Annotated in this window: 15 protein-coding genes and 1 tRNA gene; 10 read left to right on the plus strand and 6 right to left on the minus strand. The window is 67.4% G+C overall.

The genetic code is table 11. The features are described 5' to 3' along the window. Nucleotides 1–34 precede the first annotated feature (34 nt). Nucleotides 35–409, plus strand: a complete 375-nt coding sequence (locus tag DL544_RS04405; RefSeq protein ID WP_065197187.1) for a DUF3592 domain-containing protein — start codon at nucleotides 35–37, stop codon at nucleotides 407–409. 140 nt (nucleotides 410–549) lie between these two features. Here the strand turns inward: DL544_RS04405 and DL544_RS04410 are convergent. Further along, nucleotides 550–642: transfer RNA gene (locus DL544_RS04410), tRNA-Ser, on the minus strand. 143 nt (nucleotides 643–785) lie between these two features. Between DL544_RS04410 and dnaX the strand changes: the two genes are divergently transcribed. From dnaX to DL544_RS04430, 4 genes are all read left to right on the plus strand, one after another. After that, complete coding sequence (dnaX, locus tag DL544_RS04415; protein ID WP_065197188.1) at nucleotides 786–2,834, plus strand: DNA polymerase III subunit gamma/tau; 2,049 nt, start codon at nucleotides 786–788, stop codon at nucleotides 2,832–2,834. A 6-nt stretch (nucleotides 2,835–2,840) separates the two neighbouring features. Next, nucleotides 2,841–3,161: a YbaB/EbfC family nucleoid-associated protein gene (locus DL544_RS04420; protein ID WP_019659509.1), complete on the plus strand. Its 321-nt coding sequence runs from the start codon at nucleotides 2,841–2,843 to the stop codon at nucleotides 3,159–3,161. Nucleotides 3,162–3,243: 82 nt separating this feature from the next. Next, nucleotides 3,244–3,843, plus strand: a complete 600-nt coding sequence (recR, locus tag DL544_RS04425; RefSeq protein WP_005415496.1) for a recombination mediator RecR — start codon at nucleotides 3,244–3,246, stop codon at nucleotides 3,841–3,843. Nucleotides 3,844–3,910: 67 nt separating this feature from the next. Continuing rightward, nucleotides 3,911–4,270, plus strand: a complete 360-nt coding sequence (locus DL544_RS04430; RefSeq protein ID WP_005415497.1) for a histidine triad nucleotide-binding protein — start codon at nucleotides 3,911–3,913, stop codon at nucleotides 4,268–4,270. A 76-nt stretch (nucleotides 4,271–4,346) separates the two neighbouring features. Here DL544_RS04430 and DL544_RS04435 read toward each other — a convergent pair whose 3' ends face one another. From DL544_RS04435 to DL544_RS04450, 4 genes are read right to left on the minus strand one after another with little or no spacing between them, the layout of a single operon-like run. Then, entirely contained in the window at nucleotides 4,347–4,874 is a 528-nt protein-coding gene (locus tag DL544_RS04435) for a Slp family lipoprotein (protein ID WP_005415498.1), read from the minus strand. Further along, nucleotides 4,871–6,820, minus strand: a complete 1,950-nt coding sequence (locus DL544_RS04440) for a transglutaminase TgpA family protein (protein WP_139726774.1) — start codon at nucleotides 6,818–6,820, stop codon at nucleotides 4,871–4,873. The genes DL544_RS04435 and DL544_RS04440 overlap by 4 nt, the downstream gene beginning before the upstream one ends. Further along, a complete protein-coding gene (locus DL544_RS04445; RefSeq protein ID WP_053499582.1) occupies nucleotides 6,813–7,736 on the minus strand; it encodes a DUF58 domain-containing protein in 924 nt (307 codons plus the stop codon). The genes DL544_RS04440 and DL544_RS04445 overlap by 8 nt, the downstream gene beginning before the upstream one ends. Nucleotides 7,737–7,759: 23 nt before the next feature. Further along, nucleotides 7,760–8,713, minus strand: coding sequence for an AAA family ATPase (locus tag DL544_RS04450; protein ID WP_049417066.1), 954 nt, complete (start codon nucleotides 8,711–8,713; stop codon nucleotides 7,760–7,762). A gap of 42 nt (nucleotides 8,714–8,755) precedes the next feature. On the opposite strand from DL544_RS04450, the gene DL544_RS04455 reads away from it, so the two are divergent. After that, entirely contained in the window at nucleotides 8,756–10,591 is a 1,836-nt protein-coding gene (locus tag DL544_RS04455) for a glycosyltransferase family 39 protein (RefSeq protein WP_065197124.1), read from the plus strand. A 102-nt stretch (nucleotides 10,592–10,693) separates the two neighbouring features. Here DL544_RS04455 and DL544_RS04460 read toward each other — a convergent pair whose 3' ends face one another. Then, nucleotides 10,694–11,263 carry a Maf family protein gene (locus DL544_RS04460; RefSeq protein WP_065177976.1) on the minus strand — a complete coding sequence of 190 codons (570 nt, stop codon included), beginning with the start codon at nucleotides 11,261–11,263 and terminating at the stop codon, nucleotides 10,694–10,696. A 113-nt stretch (nucleotides 11,264–11,376) separates the two neighbouring features. On the opposite strand from DL544_RS04460, the gene DL544_RS04465 reads away from it, so the two are divergent. The 4 genes from DL544_RS04465 (at nucleotide 11,377) to DL544_RS04480 (ending at nucleotide 14,116) form a co-directional block, all read left to right on the plus strand. Beyond that, a complete protein-coding gene (locus DL544_RS04465) occupies nucleotides 11,377–11,886 on the plus strand; it encodes a YceD family protein (RefSeq protein WP_005415504.1) in 510 nt (169 codons plus the stop codon). 107 nt (nucleotides 11,887–11,993) lie between these two features. Next, on the plus strand, nucleotides 11,994–12,188 hold the full coding sequence (gene rpmF / locus DL544_RS04470; RefSeq protein ID WP_005408308.1) for a 50S ribosomal protein L32: 195 nt from the start codon (nucleotides 11,994–11,996) through the stop codon (nucleotides 12,186–12,188). 91 nt (nucleotides 12,189–12,279) lie between these two features. Further along, nucleotides 12,280–13,257: a beta-ketoacyl-ACP synthase III gene (locus DL544_RS04475; RefSeq protein ID WP_139726775.1), complete on the plus strand. Its 978-nt coding sequence runs from the start codon at nucleotides 12,280–12,282 to the stop codon at nucleotides 13,255–13,257. A gap of 76 nt (nucleotides 13,258–13,333) precedes the next feature. After that, complete coding sequence (locus DL544_RS04480; RefSeq protein WP_053499577.1) at nucleotides 13,334–14,116, plus strand: BUD32 family EKC/KEOPS complex subunit; 783 nt, start codon at nucleotides 13,334–13,336, stop codon at nucleotides 14,114–14,116. The last annotated feature ends 33 nt before the right edge of the window (nucleotides 14,117–14,149 follow it).

Here is a 14,149-nt window from a genome sequence, read left to right on the forward strand (position 1 = left end):
GCCCGACCCTTCTTTTTTCCGGACTGCCCAGCTCATGCGCGGTCTGCTGTTTGGCGTGGTGGGTCTGTTGATCCTTGCTGTGGCCGCCTTCGAGGTGACACATCGTCTTGAGTTCCTGGCGGTCGCGCAGGCCGTTGATGGCCAGGTCGAGCGCCTGAACGCCGGCGGATCGCATCCGCAGGTCGCGTTCACCACCGCGACCGGCCAACGCGTCTCGTATCCGCAGGGCGGCATGATCTTCGGCTATGAGACTGGGCAGCCGGTACGCGTGCTGTACGACCCGGCGCAACCGCGGCTGGATCCGGTCCTGGACACGTTCGGTGCGCTGTGGGGAATGGCGGTCGTGTGGGTGCTGCTGGGGCTGGCGTTCGTCGGCGCCTGCGTGCGGGGACTGCTCCGGCGCAGATGACCTGCGGCGGATCGCGCGCCGTCGGCGGGCGGGCCGTTGGACCGGCCACGACGGCAGGCCCTGTTCAGTCCGGTAGTACCTGCGACGATTCCCGCCAGCCAAACAAAAAAGCCGCCCACTGGGCGGCTTCTTCATTTATCTGGCGGAGAGAGGGGGATTCGAACCCCCGAAGCGCGGTTTAGACGCTTACACACTTTCCAGGCGTGCTCCTTCAACCACTCGGACACCTCTCCGGATCCTGCCATCGGCAAACGCCTCAGCAGGGGCGCAGATTCTAGCGGGCGGCGCGGCCGGACACAAGCACCCCGGCCAGGCAACACATACGGGGTCGATGTTGGCGAAGGGGCTGGACAGGCATGGCACAATGGAACTTCCGATGGAAAACGGTGGCCTGATGTCCTATCTCGTCCTTGCCCGCAAGTGGCGTCCGAAGCGTTTTGCCGAGCTGGTGGGCCAGGAACACGTGGTCCGTGCGCTCAGCAATGCGTTGGACAGCGGCCGTGTCCACCACGCGTTCCTGTTCACCGGTACCCGTGGCGTGGGCAAGACCACCATCGCGCGCATCTTCGCCAAGTCGCTCAACTGCGAGCAGGGCACCAGTGCCGACCCGTGCGGCCAGTGCGCCGCCTGCCTGGACATCGACGCCGGTCGCTACATCGACCTGCTGGAAATCGACGCCGCGTCCAACACCGGCGTGGACGACGTGCGCGAGGTGATCGAGAACGCGCAGTACATGCCTTCGCGCGGCAAATACAAGGTCTACCTGATCGACGAAGTGCACATGCTGTCCAAGGCGGCGTTCAACGCACTGCTGAAGACGCTGGAAGAGCCGCCGGAGCACGTGAAGTTCCTGCTGGCCACCACCGACCCGCAGAAGCTGCCGGTCACCGTGCTCAGCCGCTGCCTGCAGTTCAATCTCAAGCGCCTGGACGAAGACCAGATCCAGGGCCAGATGACCCGCATCCTGGCGGCGGAAGAGATCGAGGCCGACGGCAGCGCCATCGTGCAGTTGGCCAAGGCCGCTGACGGCAGCCTGCGTGACGGCCTGTCACTGCTGGACCAGGCGATCGCCTATGCCGGCGGCGCGCTGCGCGAGGATGTGGTGCGCACCATGCTGGGCACTGTGGATCGCACCCAGGTGGCGGCGATGCTCGATGCGCTGGCCGAGGGCGATGGCCCGCGCCTGCTGCAGGTGGTGGCCGCGTTGGCCGAATTCTCGCCGGACTGGAGTGGCGTGCTGGAAGCGCTCGCCGAAGGCCTGCACCGCATCCAGGTGCAGCAGCTGGTGCCGGGTGCCGCCGTCGCGGAAGGCCTGGATGTCGCATCATTCGCCGAGCGCCTGCGCCCGGAAGTGGTGCAGCTCTGGTACCAGATGGCCCTGAATGGTCGACGCGACCTGCCGTTGGCGCCGAGCCCGCGCGCCGGCTTTGAAATGGCGGTGCTGCGCATGCTGGCGTTCCGCCCGGCCGCAGCGGTACCGCCGGTGCCGAAGGCCGTCGACGGTGCGGTGGGAGGCACGCCGGGTGGCAACGCTGCCGGTGGTGGCGCCCATGCCGGAAGCCATGAAGCGACGCCGGCTGCTGCCGTCGCTTCGGCCAGCCCGGCCGTGGCGGCGCAGGTGGCCGCTCCGGCGGCTGCACCGCGCGAACCTGAACCCGAACCCGAGCCGGCCCCGCAACCGGAGCCGGATCCGACGCCTGAACCCGAGCCGGTTCCGGTGGAAGAGCCCGTGTCACCGCCGCCGGTGAAGGCCGAGGCGCTGGCGCCTGCCATCGCTGCAGAGGCAAGCGATGACCTGCCGCCGTGGGCCACCGACGAAGCCGAGGCGCGGGATGGGGCTCTGGCGGCCGAGATGGCCGGCCCGGATGCCGCCATGGTCGCGCCCTGGCATGAACCGCCGGCTCCCGCCGCGGATCCAGGCGAGCCTGCGCCGCCGGAGCGTTCGTTCCGCGCCGAAGGTATTGCCATTGCGCCGGCCGAACCGGCTCCGGCGCGTGAGGCCGCACCGCAGGAAGGTGTCAGCGAGCTGGCCACTGCCGAAGACTGGCTGGACCTGGTCGCCAACAGCGGTCTCAGCGGCCCCTCGCGGCAGCTGGCTGCCAACGCCGCCTTCATCAGCTGCCAGCACGGGACCTTGAAACTGGGCCTTTCGCCCGGATTTGAGTACCTGCGCTCGGAGCGCGCGCTGGCTGCCCTGGGCGAGATGCTGGAGAAGGCCCTTGGCCAGGCGCCGAAGATCGTGGTCGAGACCGTGGAAACCGAACACGTTCCGGCCGAGACCCTGCATCAGCGTGCCGACCGCCAGCGTGGCGAGCGGCAGCAGGTGGCAGAGGCCGTTTTCATGGACGACCCGGAAGTGCAGGTGCTGATCCAACAGCACGGTGCCCGGGTTGTTTCCGATTCCATCCGTTCTTTTGACGAGTAAGACACTATGCGCGGCAATATCGCCCAACTGATGCAGCAGGCCCAGAAGATGCAGGAAAACCTGCAGAAGGCCCAGGAAGAAATCGCCAGGATCGAAGTGACCGGCAGTGCCGGCGGCGGCATGGTCAGCGTGACCCTGACCGGCGCCAAGGAATGCCGCAAGGTGCGCATCGACCCGTCGCTGACCAGCGACCCGGAGATGCTGGAAGACCTGATCGCCGCCGCCTTCAACGATGCCTCGAACAAGATCGATGCCGAGTCGAAGTCGAAGATGGGTTCGGCCACCGCCGGCATGCAGCTGCCGCCGGGCATGAAGCTGCCGTTCTGATTGCCAGCGTGGCATCCGTGCAAGCGGGTGCCACAGAATCTGTAGCCGTCGAGCTCGCTCGGCGCCATCAAAGCATGCCGCCGTGTCCGCACCCCTGCTTGAACAACTGATCGACGCACTGCGGGTGCTGCCTGGCGTAGGCCAGAAGACGGCGCAGCGCATGGCCTACCACCTGCTCGAGCGCGAGCGCGAAGGCGGCCAGCGCCTGGCCGAAACGCTGGCCTTGGCGGTGGAGCGTATCGGCCACTGCGCGCAGTGCCGCGACTTCAGCGAAACCGAGCTGTGCCCGACCTGTGCCAACAGCAGCCGCGAGCGCAGCCAGCTGTGCGTGGTCGAATCGCCGGCCGATCGTCTCGCGATCGAGAACGCGACGGGTTTTCGCGGTGTCTACTTCGTGCTGCAGGGCCGGCTGTCGCCGCTCGATGGCGTCGGCCCGCGCGAGCTGGGCCTGGAGCAGCTGGAGCAGCGGCTGGCCGAAGGTGAGGTACAGGAGCTGATCATCGCCACCAGTGCCACCGTCGAAGGCGAAGCCACCGCGCATTACCTTGCGCAGCTGGCGCGCGCGCGCAAGGTGCAGCCCAGCCGGCTGGCACAGGGCCTGCCGCTTGGCGGCGAGCTTGAATACGTTGACCGCGGCACGCTGTCGCACGCGTTCGGGACGCGCAGCGAATTCCGTGATTGAGCACCACCCGGGCATCGCCCGGCGCGGCCGGCCTACAATGCGGAAGACACTCCCGCCGAGGCCGACCATGAGCAACGAAACCCTCTTCAGCAAGATCATCCGTCGCGAGATCCCGGCCACCATCGTCTATGAGGACGACGAGGTGCTGGGCTTCAAGGACATCGCACCGCAGGCGCCGGTGCACGTACTGTTCATTCCGAAGAACGAGATCATCCCGACCCTGGACGACCTGCAGCCGTCGCAGGCGCACCTGGTCGGCAAGCTGGCCCTGGCCGCTGCCGAATACGCGCGCCGCGAGGGTTTCGCGCAGGACGGCTACCGCATCGTGATGAACTGCCGCGAGCACGCCGGGCAGACCGTGTTCCACATCCACATGCACCTGCTGGCCGGCGCGCCGCTGGGGCATTTCGGTACGCCGGGGCGTTGAAGCCCTGTCCACGCATGTGTGGATGAAAAAGGCCGCCCGAAGGCGGCCTTTTCCGATCATGCGGGCTGGGTGGCGATCACCACCAGCCCCAACGGCCGTAGCCACCCCAGTACGGGCCCCACGGACCCGGGCCCCACGGGCCATAGGGGTAGGGCACCACATCGACCTGGCGCTGTTCCGGCCACAGGTAGATCACATCGGCCGACAGCTTCGGCAGGCGGTAGTCGTAGTCCCCGATGCGGGTGTTCTGGTAGCCGTCGATCTTGCCGATGAAGGTCACGTCACGCCCGGCTTCAAACACGGCCGGGTCGTAGAAACCGGCGCGGCAGGCAATGAAGCGGCCGTCGCTGGCGTCGGACGAGGTGGTGTTCGGGCGGCCACTGGCGTTGAGCGGGCGCGAGATCATCTGGAAGCAGGTCTCGCCCTGGCCGGGCTTGGTCTCGATGATGCGGCCGCCCCATCGGACCGGCGTACCGACCTGCTGGGTGGCGACCGAGTCGCGCGGGGAAACCAGGCTGAACTGTCCCTGCAGCGGCTTGGGGGCCGTGGCGCAGGCCGACAGGGCCAGCGTGGCCACAGCGGTGAGGAGGAACTTGGTGTTCATGGGGAGGCTCCGGAAGTCGGGCGATGCCTGCGCAGGTCCCGCAATAATGAAGCGAGGTCGGTGCAAGTTCCAGCGTAGCGCGCGTCGGCGAAACGCTGGCTGAGCGCGGGCAGGGTCGGGTCGGGTCGCTGCCGGTGAACCCGCTGTGCCCAGTCCTGTGCGGTTTCGTGCGGTTCGCGGGCCAGGCCAAGGCGCGCATACCGCCGCCCGAGCCGGTGCCAGGCGCGCAGCAGCGGGTCGCGCTCGCGCTCGCCGCGGGCCAGCAGCCAGGCCATCCACGCCAGTGCCAGCAGGGCGGCGACCACGAATCCGGTCACCAGCTGCGCCGGCCCGAGGTCATCCAGCCCGAACGGCTTGAGCAGTTGCTGCTGGCGGCGTGCATCGAAGGACAGCACCAGGTCGTTCCAGCCGCGCCGCAGCCAGTCACCCATCTGCCCCAGCTGCAGCCAGCGCTGTTGCAGCGGGGTATCGGTGCCGGCCCGCAGGCGGTCGTCCAGGGTGTCCAGGATGCGTTCGGGTGCCACGGCCGCGGTCGGGTCGACCCGCACCCAGCCGCGTTGCGGCAGCCAGACTTCCGCCCAGGCGTGGGCATCCATGCGACGCACCACCCAGTAGTCGCCGATGCGGTTGCGGGTACCGCCTGCGAAGCCGGTCACCACCCGGGCCGGAATGCCGGCGTTGCGCATCAGCACTACGAAGGCCGAGCTGAAGTGCTGGCAGAAGCCGGCCTTGTAGTTGAACAGGAAATCGTCGACCGGATCGCGCCCCGCCACCGGTGTATCCAGCGTGTAGGAGAAGTCGCGGGTGATCCATTGCAGCGCACGGCGGACGATGGCCTCGTCATCGCTGTCTGCCTCCTGCCGCCATTGCCGCGCGAGCTGAGCGGTGCGCGGATTGAAGCCGGGCGGAAGCTGCAGCGCCGCGCGGCGCAGGTAGGGCGACAGATCGGTGTCGAACCGTTGCGGCGGCGCCGAATGCAACCGCCAGCGGCTGAGCGCGGACAGCGTGCGGTCGCTGCGCAGGCTCATGTCGGCATCGAAGCTGCTGCCCTCCGGTGCGCGGCTGGGCAGGTCCAGTGCCACCAGCAGGCGACGGTCGGTGGGCTCGTAGTCGATCTGGTAGTCCCAACCCTGTGCGGCGGTTTCGACCACCGGTGCGGGGCGTCCGGCCGTCGCGCGATCGCGGCTCCAGCGGTGGCCGTCGAACGACGTCAGCACCGGGCCGCGCCAATAGCGCTGCGCAGGCTCGGGCACCGCGCCGAAAAACTGCACGCGCAACGCCGGGGTGTCGTCGGCCATCAGGTCCAGCCACTGGTCCGGCGCCATGCTGTCAGCCAGGCCCGGTGTGCCCACCGCTCGCTCGGGTACGCCCCACAGCGGCGTGGACAAGCGCGGGAACAGCCAGAAGCAGGCCAGCGCGAGTGGCAGGCCGATCCCCAGCAGGCGGCCGACACCACGCAGTTGTCCGCGCAGCGGCAGTCGAGGGCTGTGGCCCTCGTCCAGGGCCAGGCGTTGCAGGGCCAGCAGTGCGGCAACTGCGGCCAGCGCTGCCAGCCCGGTGGTCAACGGCCCCTGGTCGAGCAGGAAGGCGGCGAACGGCGAGAACAACGCGAAGCCCAGCAGGCTGCGCGCATCGCGCAGATTGTGCAGTTCGCTGGACTTGATCGCCAGCATCGCCGCCAGCAATGCGCAGCCGGTATCGCGGCCCGGGCGCACCATGCCCATCTGCCAGACGATGGTGGCAAGCATGGCCAGCACCAGCACCAGGCGAACCGGCATCGGCAGCACCCGCCGCCACGAAAGCGCAGCGGTCAGCACCGCAGTGATCGCGATCACGCTGGCCAGCACCGGTGGCAGCTGCAGCAGCAGTGGCAGCAGCGCCAGCGCTGCGCTGGCCAGGGTCCAGCTGCGGGCGTTGCGGTCGAGCAGGACGGCAGGCTCAGTCATGGGGCATCAATGCCAGTGCGCGCAGGCACAGGTGGTGGTGGCTGGCGCCCTGGCCGGGCCCCAACGGCGGATGGGCCGGAAGCAGCAGCGTATAGCGACGGCCTTCGCGCTCGGCCATGTCGACCCAGCGTGCCAGCCGCGCGATGCGCGCTTCATGGCCCAGCGCCGCCAGCGTGCGCCAGTCCAGCACCACTTCGATGCCGATCGGCTTCTCGTATTCGCGTACCAGCAGGCTGTCGCGGCGCGCCGAGTGTTTCCAGGCAATGCTGCGCGGGGCATCGCCGGCACGATAGGGGCGCAACTGGTGCAGCTCATCGCCACTGGCATGGGCGCGGGTGTGCAGTGGGTCGTTGCCACGTTCCGGAAGCGGCGGTGCCAGTGCCTCGGCAAGTGGATAGACCAGCAGCGGCTGCTCCGGCCACACCCACGACCATGCCCGCACCAGTCCCAGCGGCTGCGTGCTCGACAGGCGGATGCGGGGCAGTTCCAGCCAGCCGCGCCGCTCGCTGGGAACATCCAGCTCCACTTCGCCGCGACCGTGTGCAGGCAGTGCAACCCAGGCCTCGCTTGCGCCCAGCTGCAGGTGCAGCCCGTGGCGCGCGCGCGGGTCACGCAACGAAAGGTCCACGCGCAGGCGCAGGGGATGCCCGGCCGGTACCGGTTCGGCGGAGATTGCATCGATCTGTATGCCGGACAGCTGCAGGTGCGCGGCGATTGCGCTGGCGATCGCTGCCGCGGCCAGCAGCAGCGCAAGCAGCAGGGCCGGGTTGTTGTTGTAGTTCAATGCGCCCAGCAGCATCGCCGACAGCAGGGTGGCGACGAACAGGCCGAAGCGGGTTGGTAGTACATAGATGCGATGGCGGTCCAGTCGCTGCGGCAGGGCTTCGGGCCTGCGGGGGCGTGCCAGCAGCTGCATGCGTGCCCAGCGTGTGGCCACCTTCAGTCCACCGCGACGGTCTGCAGGATCGCCCGCGCCAGCGCCGGCCCCGAGCTGGATTCGGCTTCGGCCACCAGGCGATGGCCGGCCACCGCCACGAACAGGGTCTGCACGTCTTCGGGCACCACATGCCCGCGGCCGAGCAGCAGCGCATGTGCCCTGGCGGCACGCAGCAGGGCCAGTCCCGCGCGCGGTGACAGGCCTACGCGCACGCCGGCATGGTGTCGGCTGCGGGTCAGCAGCGCCTGCACATAGTCGATCAGCGCGTCGCTGGCATGCACCTGGCCAACCGCTTCACGCAATGCACGCACCTGGGTGTCGTCCAGCTTTGGCACCGCGCGTGCGATCAGGTCGCGGCGATCACTGCCGCGCAGCAGCTCGCGCTCGGCCTGCGCGCTGGGGTAGCCCATCGCCAGCCGCAGCAGGAAACGATCCAGCTGCGAATCCGGCAACGGGAAGGTGCCGGACAGGTCGACCGGGTTCTGCGTGGCGATGACGAAGAACGGATCGGGCAGTGGATGTGTCTGTCCATCCAGTGTGACCTGTTGCTCGGCCATCGCTTCCAGCAGCGCACTCTGTGTCCGCGGCGGTGCACGATTGATCTCATCGGCCAGCAGCACGTGGGTGAACACCGGGCCGGGATGGAACTGGAACTGGCGGCTGCCGGCCTCGTACACCGAAACGCCAAGTACATCGGCCGGCAGCAGGTCAGAGGTGAACTGCACGCGCTGGAAGCTGAGGCCGAGGCTGCTGGCCAATGCATGCGCCAACGTGGTCTTGCCCAGCCCGGGCAGATCCTCGATGAGCAGGTGGCCGCCAGAAAGCAGGGCGACAAAGGCCAGCCTGACTTCCGGCACCTTGCCCAGCACCAGTGCGTTCACCTGATCCTGTGCCTCCCGCAGGGCCTGGCGCAGTTGATCGGTTAGCATGCTGGGATTGGGGGACGAGGCTGGCATGATCGTCTCAGGTCTGGAATCCACTCGATTATCCATAGAGCAATGCAAGGCGAACAGCGCGCGCGGACAATATTTCTCTGGTTATGGACGCTGATCACAGCGGCCAAGCTGGTGGTGGCTGCGCGCCTGCCGCTGTTCGTCGATGAGGCGTTCTATTGGCAGGAAGGCCAGCACCTGGCCGCTGCTTATTCCGACCTGCCGGGGCTGACCGCCTGGCTTGCACGCCTGGGCGTGGAGATCGGTGGCCATCACGTACTCGCACTGCGCCTGCCGTTCCTGGCCATCGGTGCGCTGCTGCCGTTGCTGGTGGTGCGCATCGCTACGCGCTGGTTCGGCAACGTGGCCGGTTGGCAGGCGGGCAGCCTGACGCTGCTGATGCCGTTGTCGGCCACGCTGGGCCTGCTGGCCGTGCCGGACGTACCGATGGCGCTGGCGGCGGTGATCTGCCTGCACGCAGGTGCACGCCTGCTGCACAGCGTGGACGCGTCCTCGGCGATGAAGCTGGCGCTGGGCCTGCTGATCGGTGCGCTCAGCCACTACCGTTTCATTGGTGTCATCGGTGTCGGCTTCATTGCGTTGCTGGCGTTGCCGCAGGGCCGTCGCATGCTGGCCGACCCGCGCGTATGGGTGGCGCTGGCGGTGGGCGTGCTGGCCTGGCTGCCGTTGCTGGCGTGGAATGCCGACAACCACGACGCCGGCCTGAAGTTCCAGGTGGTCGAGCGCCACCCGTGGACGTTCGAGTGGGAGGGGCTGTGGTTCCTGGTGATCCAGCCGATGCTGGTGACGCCGATCCTGTGCATCGCGATGTGGAAGGTCGCCCTCGCGGGTACCCGCAGTGGCGGTGGGGCGCGGGTGCAGTGGCGCTATTTCGGCCTGGTGGGCGGGGTGTCGACGCTGGGCATCTTCCTGCTGGGCTTCTTCACCGATGTCGAGCGGATCAGTTTCCACTGGCCGCTGCCAGGCTACCTGGCGCTGCTGGTGGCCGTGCCGGTGGTCCTCAACGGTTGGCCGCGCTGGCTGCGCCGTACCGGCTGGTGGCTGGCCGCTGCAGGTACCGTGCTGGCGTTCGGCTACTACCTGATGGCGTCCACGCCGGCACTTCGCGAGCAGATGGCCGGCAGCAAGTACTACCCGCGCAACTTTGCCGGCTGGCAGCCACTGGCCGTGGCGGTGCGTGACGAACTGCGGCAGATGCCACCGGGTACGCGTGTCCTGGCGGGCAACTTCAAGGTCGGTGCCGAACTGGGCTTCCAGCTGGGCAATGGCGATATCGAGGTGTTGCCACATCCGCTCAACGACAAGCATGGGCGCACCGCACAGCTGGCGCAGTGGGACCTGCTGCACGAAGGCCCGCGCGGTGTGCCGATGCTGCTGGTGCTGTCACCCAGTGACCAGCGCTACCGCGACCTGCTGGCGCGCTATCACACCATCTGCGAGCAGGTGGGGCCGTTGCCGGCGCCACGCGTGGTCAGCAGCGATCATGGCTTCCAGCGGTTCCTGCTGTTCCGGCTGCCGGCCAAGCGTGCACAGGGGGCCTGCGTAACGCCCTCAATGGCTTGGCTGGATGCGCCGTCCAACGGTGAAAAGGTCTCCGGAACGCTCGCCATCAAGGGCTGGGCATTCAAGGATGGGGTCGGGCTGGCGCGGGTTGAAGTGCTGGTTGATGGCCGCTCGATCGGAGACGCGCGTTACGGGCGCGTGTTCGACATTCGCCCCGCCTGGCCGGACAGTACCGATCCGCAGCATCCGGCGGTGGGCTTCGACGCGTCGCTGGACACCACCACGCTGGCGCCGGGCCGGCACTGGCTCGGCCTGCGCCTGCACGGGCGCGATGGCAGCGTGGAGGCGTGGCAGGAGCAACCGTTCGAGGTTCGTTGAGGTCCTCTGGTCCTGTAGAGCCGAGCCGATGCCCGGCTGCTTCCGATTCAGATGGCAGGCATCCTCGAAAAAAGCAGCCGGGCATGGGCTCGGCTCTACCGTTCACGGCACCGCGAATCCGGCCCTGCGCAGCAGGCCGCACAGCGCGATCAGTGGCAGGCCGACCAGCGCGGTCGGGTCGCGGTTGTCGATCGCCTCGAACAGGCTGATGCCCAGGCCCTCGCACTTGAAGCTGCCGGCGCAGTCCAGTGGCTGCTCGGTGGCGACGTAGCGGGCGATCTCCTGCGAGTCCAGCGCGCGGAAGTGCACTTCGGTCAGATCCAGGGCGGCGAGGGATTCTCCATCCCGTCTGAGACTGATTGCCGTGTGAAAGCGTACCGTCTGCCCGGACATCGCCACCAGCTGCGCACAGGCCGCCTCGACCGTGCCAGGCTTGCCCAGCGGCTGGCCGTTCAGGTCGGCCACCTGGTCCGAGCCGATCACCCAGGCACCCGGATGGCGCGCGGCGACATTGGCCGCCTTGGCGGCGGCCAGGCGCGTGGCCAAGGCCAGCGGCCCCTCGCCGTTCAACGGCGTTTCATCCACCTCCGGGCGTGCGCAGTCGAAGGGCAGGCCCAGCCGTTGCAGCAGTTCGCGACGGTAGCGGGAGGTGGAGGCCAGGACCAGTGACATGCGAGAATACCGGGGCAGGGTGCGGCAGTCTGGCCCGCCGGCAACGCCAGCAGCAAGTCCTGTATGGCGGGCATTTGACAGCAGGTGGTGCGATCCTTAGTATTCAGCGGCTTATGTCCGCGAACGTGCCCGAAACGCTGGATGCCTGGCGGATGGTTGTAGCGCGAAGGCGCTTCGACGGTCAGGTCTCCCTGGCTGAATTGACCCGCCTGCAGGGGTTGGTCGCAGATACCGACGGCGAGTGTGTCTACTCGCTTGAATTCGGTCGCGACGACGTCTTGCGGGTATCCTATGTGGAACTGACCATCGACACCGCGTTGCCGCTGACCTGTCAGCGCAGCATGCAGCGATTCCTGTTGCCGGTGAAGGTGACCCAGAGGCTTGGCCTGATCCGCGACGAGGACGAGGAATCGTCCCTGCCGGAGGAATACGAGGCGTTGCTGGTGCCGGAAGACGGCCAGCTGCGTCCGCTGGACCTGGTCGAGGACGAGTTGGTGCTGGCGGTGCCTGTGGTGCCGCTGTCGCCCGACGGTGAGGCAGTCGATCAGGACTGGGCACCGAGCGAAGAAGAAACAAAGAAGGCCAACCCGTTTGCGGCGTTGGCGGCATTGAAGAAACAATAGCAGCCGGTTGTCGTCGGCGGCTGCGGCGAAAGCGAAAAGTGTGCTGGGCGCTGGCGTCCTGTGCGACGAAACGACGAAGCAAAACGAACCGAGTTTGGAGCAATCCCATGGCTGTCCAGAAATCCCGTGTTACCCCGTCCCGCCGCGGCCAGCGCCGTTCGCATGACGCCCTGAGCGCCAAGCAGCTGTCGACCGACCCGACCACCGGCGAAGTGCATCTGCGTCACCACATCACTGCCGATGGTTTCTACCGCGGCAAGAAGGTCATCCAGACCAAGACCTCGGCCGTCGAAGAAGATTGATGTGCCGGGAAGGCCGCTGCCTCCGGGCAGCGGCCTTTGCCTTCTTTCCCGGGCGTGCCGGTGATCGGCGGCCCGCGCAACAGGAAACATGATGAGCAAGCGGATCTATTCGAGGATCGCGGGCACCGGTAGCTATTTGCCGGAGAAAGTCCTGACCAACGCCGACCTGGAAAAAATGGTCGAAACCTCGGATGAGTGGATCCAGTCGCGCACCGGAATTCGTGAACGGCACATCGCGGCCGAAGGCGAAACCACCAGCGACCTTGGCTACAACGCCGCCCTGCGCGCGCTTGAAGCCGCAGGCATCGATGCCTCGCAGCTCGACATGATCGTGGTCGGTACGACCACCCCTGACCTTATTTTCCCGTCCACCGCGTGCCTGATCCAGGCCAAGCTCGGTGTGGCCGGGTGCCCCGCCTTCGACGTCAACGCAGCCTGTTCCGGCTTCGTGTTCGCGCTGGGCGTGGCCGACAAGTTCATCCGCTCCGGCGACTGCAAGCACGTGCTGGTGATCGGCACCGAAACATTGACCCGCATGGTCGACTGGAACGATCGCACCACCTGCGTGCTGTTCGGTGATGGCGCCGGCGCCGTCGTGCTCAAGGCCGACGAAGAAACCGGCATCCTCAGCACCCACCTGCATGCCGATGGCAGCAAGAAGGAACTGCTGTGGAACCCGGTTGGCGTCTCGAGCGGTTTCAAGGACGGCGCCAACGGTGGTGGCACCATCAACATGAAGGGCAACGACGTGTTCAAGTACGCCGTCAAGGCGCTGGACTCGGTCGTGGACGAGACCCTGGCCGCCAACGGCCTGGACAAGTCCGGCCTGGATTGGCTGATTCCGCACCAGGCCAACCTGCGCATCATCGAAGCCACCGCCAAGCGCCTGGACATGTCGATGGACCAGGTCGTGGTGACCGTCGACAAGCACGGCAACACCTCGTCCGGTTCAGTGCCGCTGGCGCTCGATGCCGCCGTGCGGTCGGGCAGGGTCGAGCGCGGCCAGCTGCTGTTGCTGGAAGCCTTCGGCGGTGGCTTCACGTGGGGTTCGGCCCTGCTGCGCTATTGATAGTGCAAGTTACGACAATGTGAAGTCTTGTCGTTACGGCCCTCCGGGGCCGTAACGCGTTTAAGGAGGACCTGTCATGGTTGAGCCCATCGTCATCGAAGGGCAACGTGCCTGGCTGAAGCAGTACGGCAAGGGAAGCCGAGCACTGGCCCTGGGCCTGCTCAATTTTGTTGCGCGCCGTTTCCATCTCGATGCCCTGCGCCCGCCGCCGCACCGTGGTGGTGACGCCGCGCGCGAAACCGAGGCCCGCCGCCTTGCAGAGCTGCAGGCGCAAGGCGTGAACGTGCCGGACGTGCTGGGCACCGGCCATGCCGCGCTGGTGATCGGCGACAACGGCAGCTCGTTCAATACCTGCCTGCGTGAAGCGGATGAGGCCGGTCGTGATCGGCTGGTGATGGCGGCGATGCAGGCCATTGCCCAAGCGCATGCGCGCGGCGCCTATTTCGGCCAGCCGTTGCCGCGCAATCTCACCTGGGATGGGCAGCAGGTCGGCTTCATCGATTTCGAGGAAGATCCGCTGGAAGTGATGGACCTGTCCGAAGCGCAGGCCCGCGACTGGCTGATGTTCGGTTATGGCGTGGCCAAGTACTACGCTGATCGCCCCGAACATCTGCAGGCGATGATGGCCGAGGCGATGGGCGAGGTCCAGGCGCCGGTGCGCGAGCACGTGCATGCGGTCAGTGGCCGCCTGCGCAGCCTGGCCAGGGTCTGCATGAAGCTGGGCCGCTCAGCGCGCGCGCTGGCCCATTCGATCTTCATCACCCACGGTGCCAGCACTGCTGGCGTGCTGATGCTGGTGGGCCTGTGCGTGGATTTCCTCGCCGACGGCGATCTGGACGTGCTGCAGCTGTTCTGCTGATGGCTGATCGGGGTCAGATCCCTTTTCCTGCGG

The sequence above is a fragment of the Stenotrophomonas sp. pho genome (genome assembly GCF_006228405.1).
GTDB classification, from domain to species: Bacteria; Pseudomonadota; Gammaproteobacteria; order Xanthomonadales; family Xanthomonadaceae; genus Stenotrophomonas; species Stenotrophomonas sepilia.

What these genes read in the sequence shown, in the direction of transcription:
- DL544_RS04440 (WP_139726774.1), bottom strand. Translation starts at nt 6,820, where the DNA reads ATGACTGAGCCTGCCGTCCTGCTCGACCGCAACGCCCGCAGCTGGACC.
- DL544_RS04480 (WP_053499577.1), top strand. Translation starts at nt 13,334, where the DNA reads ATGGTTGAGCCCATCGTCATCGAAGGGCAACGTGCCTGGCTGAAGCAG.
- DL544_RS04450 (WP_049417066.1), bottom strand. Translation starts at nt 8,713, where the DNA reads ATGCCAGCCTCGTCCCCCAATCCCAGCATGCTAACCGATCAACTGCGC.
- DL544_RS04460 (WP_065177976.1), bottom strand. Translation starts at nt 11,263, where the DNA reads ATGTCACTGGTCCTGGCCTCCACCTCCCGCTACCGTCGCGAACTGCTG.
- DL544_RS04435 (WP_005415498.1), bottom strand. Translation starts at nt 4,874, where the DNA reads ATGAACACCAAGTTCCTCCTCACCGCTGTGGCCACGCTGGCCCTGTCG.
- DL544_RS04420 (WP_019659509.1), top strand. Translation starts at nt 2,841, where the DNA reads ATGCGCGGCAATATCGCCCAACTGATGCAGCAGGCCCAGAAGATGCAG.
- DL544_RS04430 (WP_005415497.1), top strand. Translation starts at nt 3,911, where the DNA reads ATGAGCAACGAAACCCTCTTCAGCAAGATCATCCGTCGCGAGATCCCG.
- DL544_RS04405 (WP_065197187.1), top strand. Translation starts at nt 35, where the DNA reads ATGCGCGGTCTGCTGTTTGGCGTGGTGGGTCTGTTGATCCTTGCTGTG.
- rpmF (WP_005408308.1), top strand. Translation starts at nt 11,994, where the DNA reads ATGGCTGTCCAGAAATCCCGTGTTACCCCGTCCCGCCGCGGCCAGCGC.
- DL544_RS04445 (WP_053499582.1), bottom strand. Translation starts at nt 7,736, where the DNA reads ATGCAGCTGCTGGCACGCCCCCGCAGGCCCGAAGCCCTGCCGCAGCGA.
- DL544_RS04475 (WP_139726775.1), top strand. Translation starts at nt 12,280, where the DNA reads ATGAGCAAGCGGATCTATTCGAGGATCGCGGGCACCGGTAGCTATTTG.
- dnaX (WP_065197188.1), top strand. Translation starts at nt 786, where the DNA reads ATGGAAAACGGTGGCCTGATGTCCTATCTCGTCCTTGCCCGCAAGTGG.
- DL544_RS04455 (WP_065197124.1), top strand. Translation starts at nt 8,756, where the DNA reads ATGCAAGGCGAACAGCGCGCGCGGACAATATTTCTCTGGTTATGGACG.
- DL544_RS04465 (WP_005415504.1), top strand. Translation starts at nt 11,377, where the DNA reads ATGTCCGCGAACGTGCCCGAAACGCTGGATGCCTGGCGGATGGTTGTA.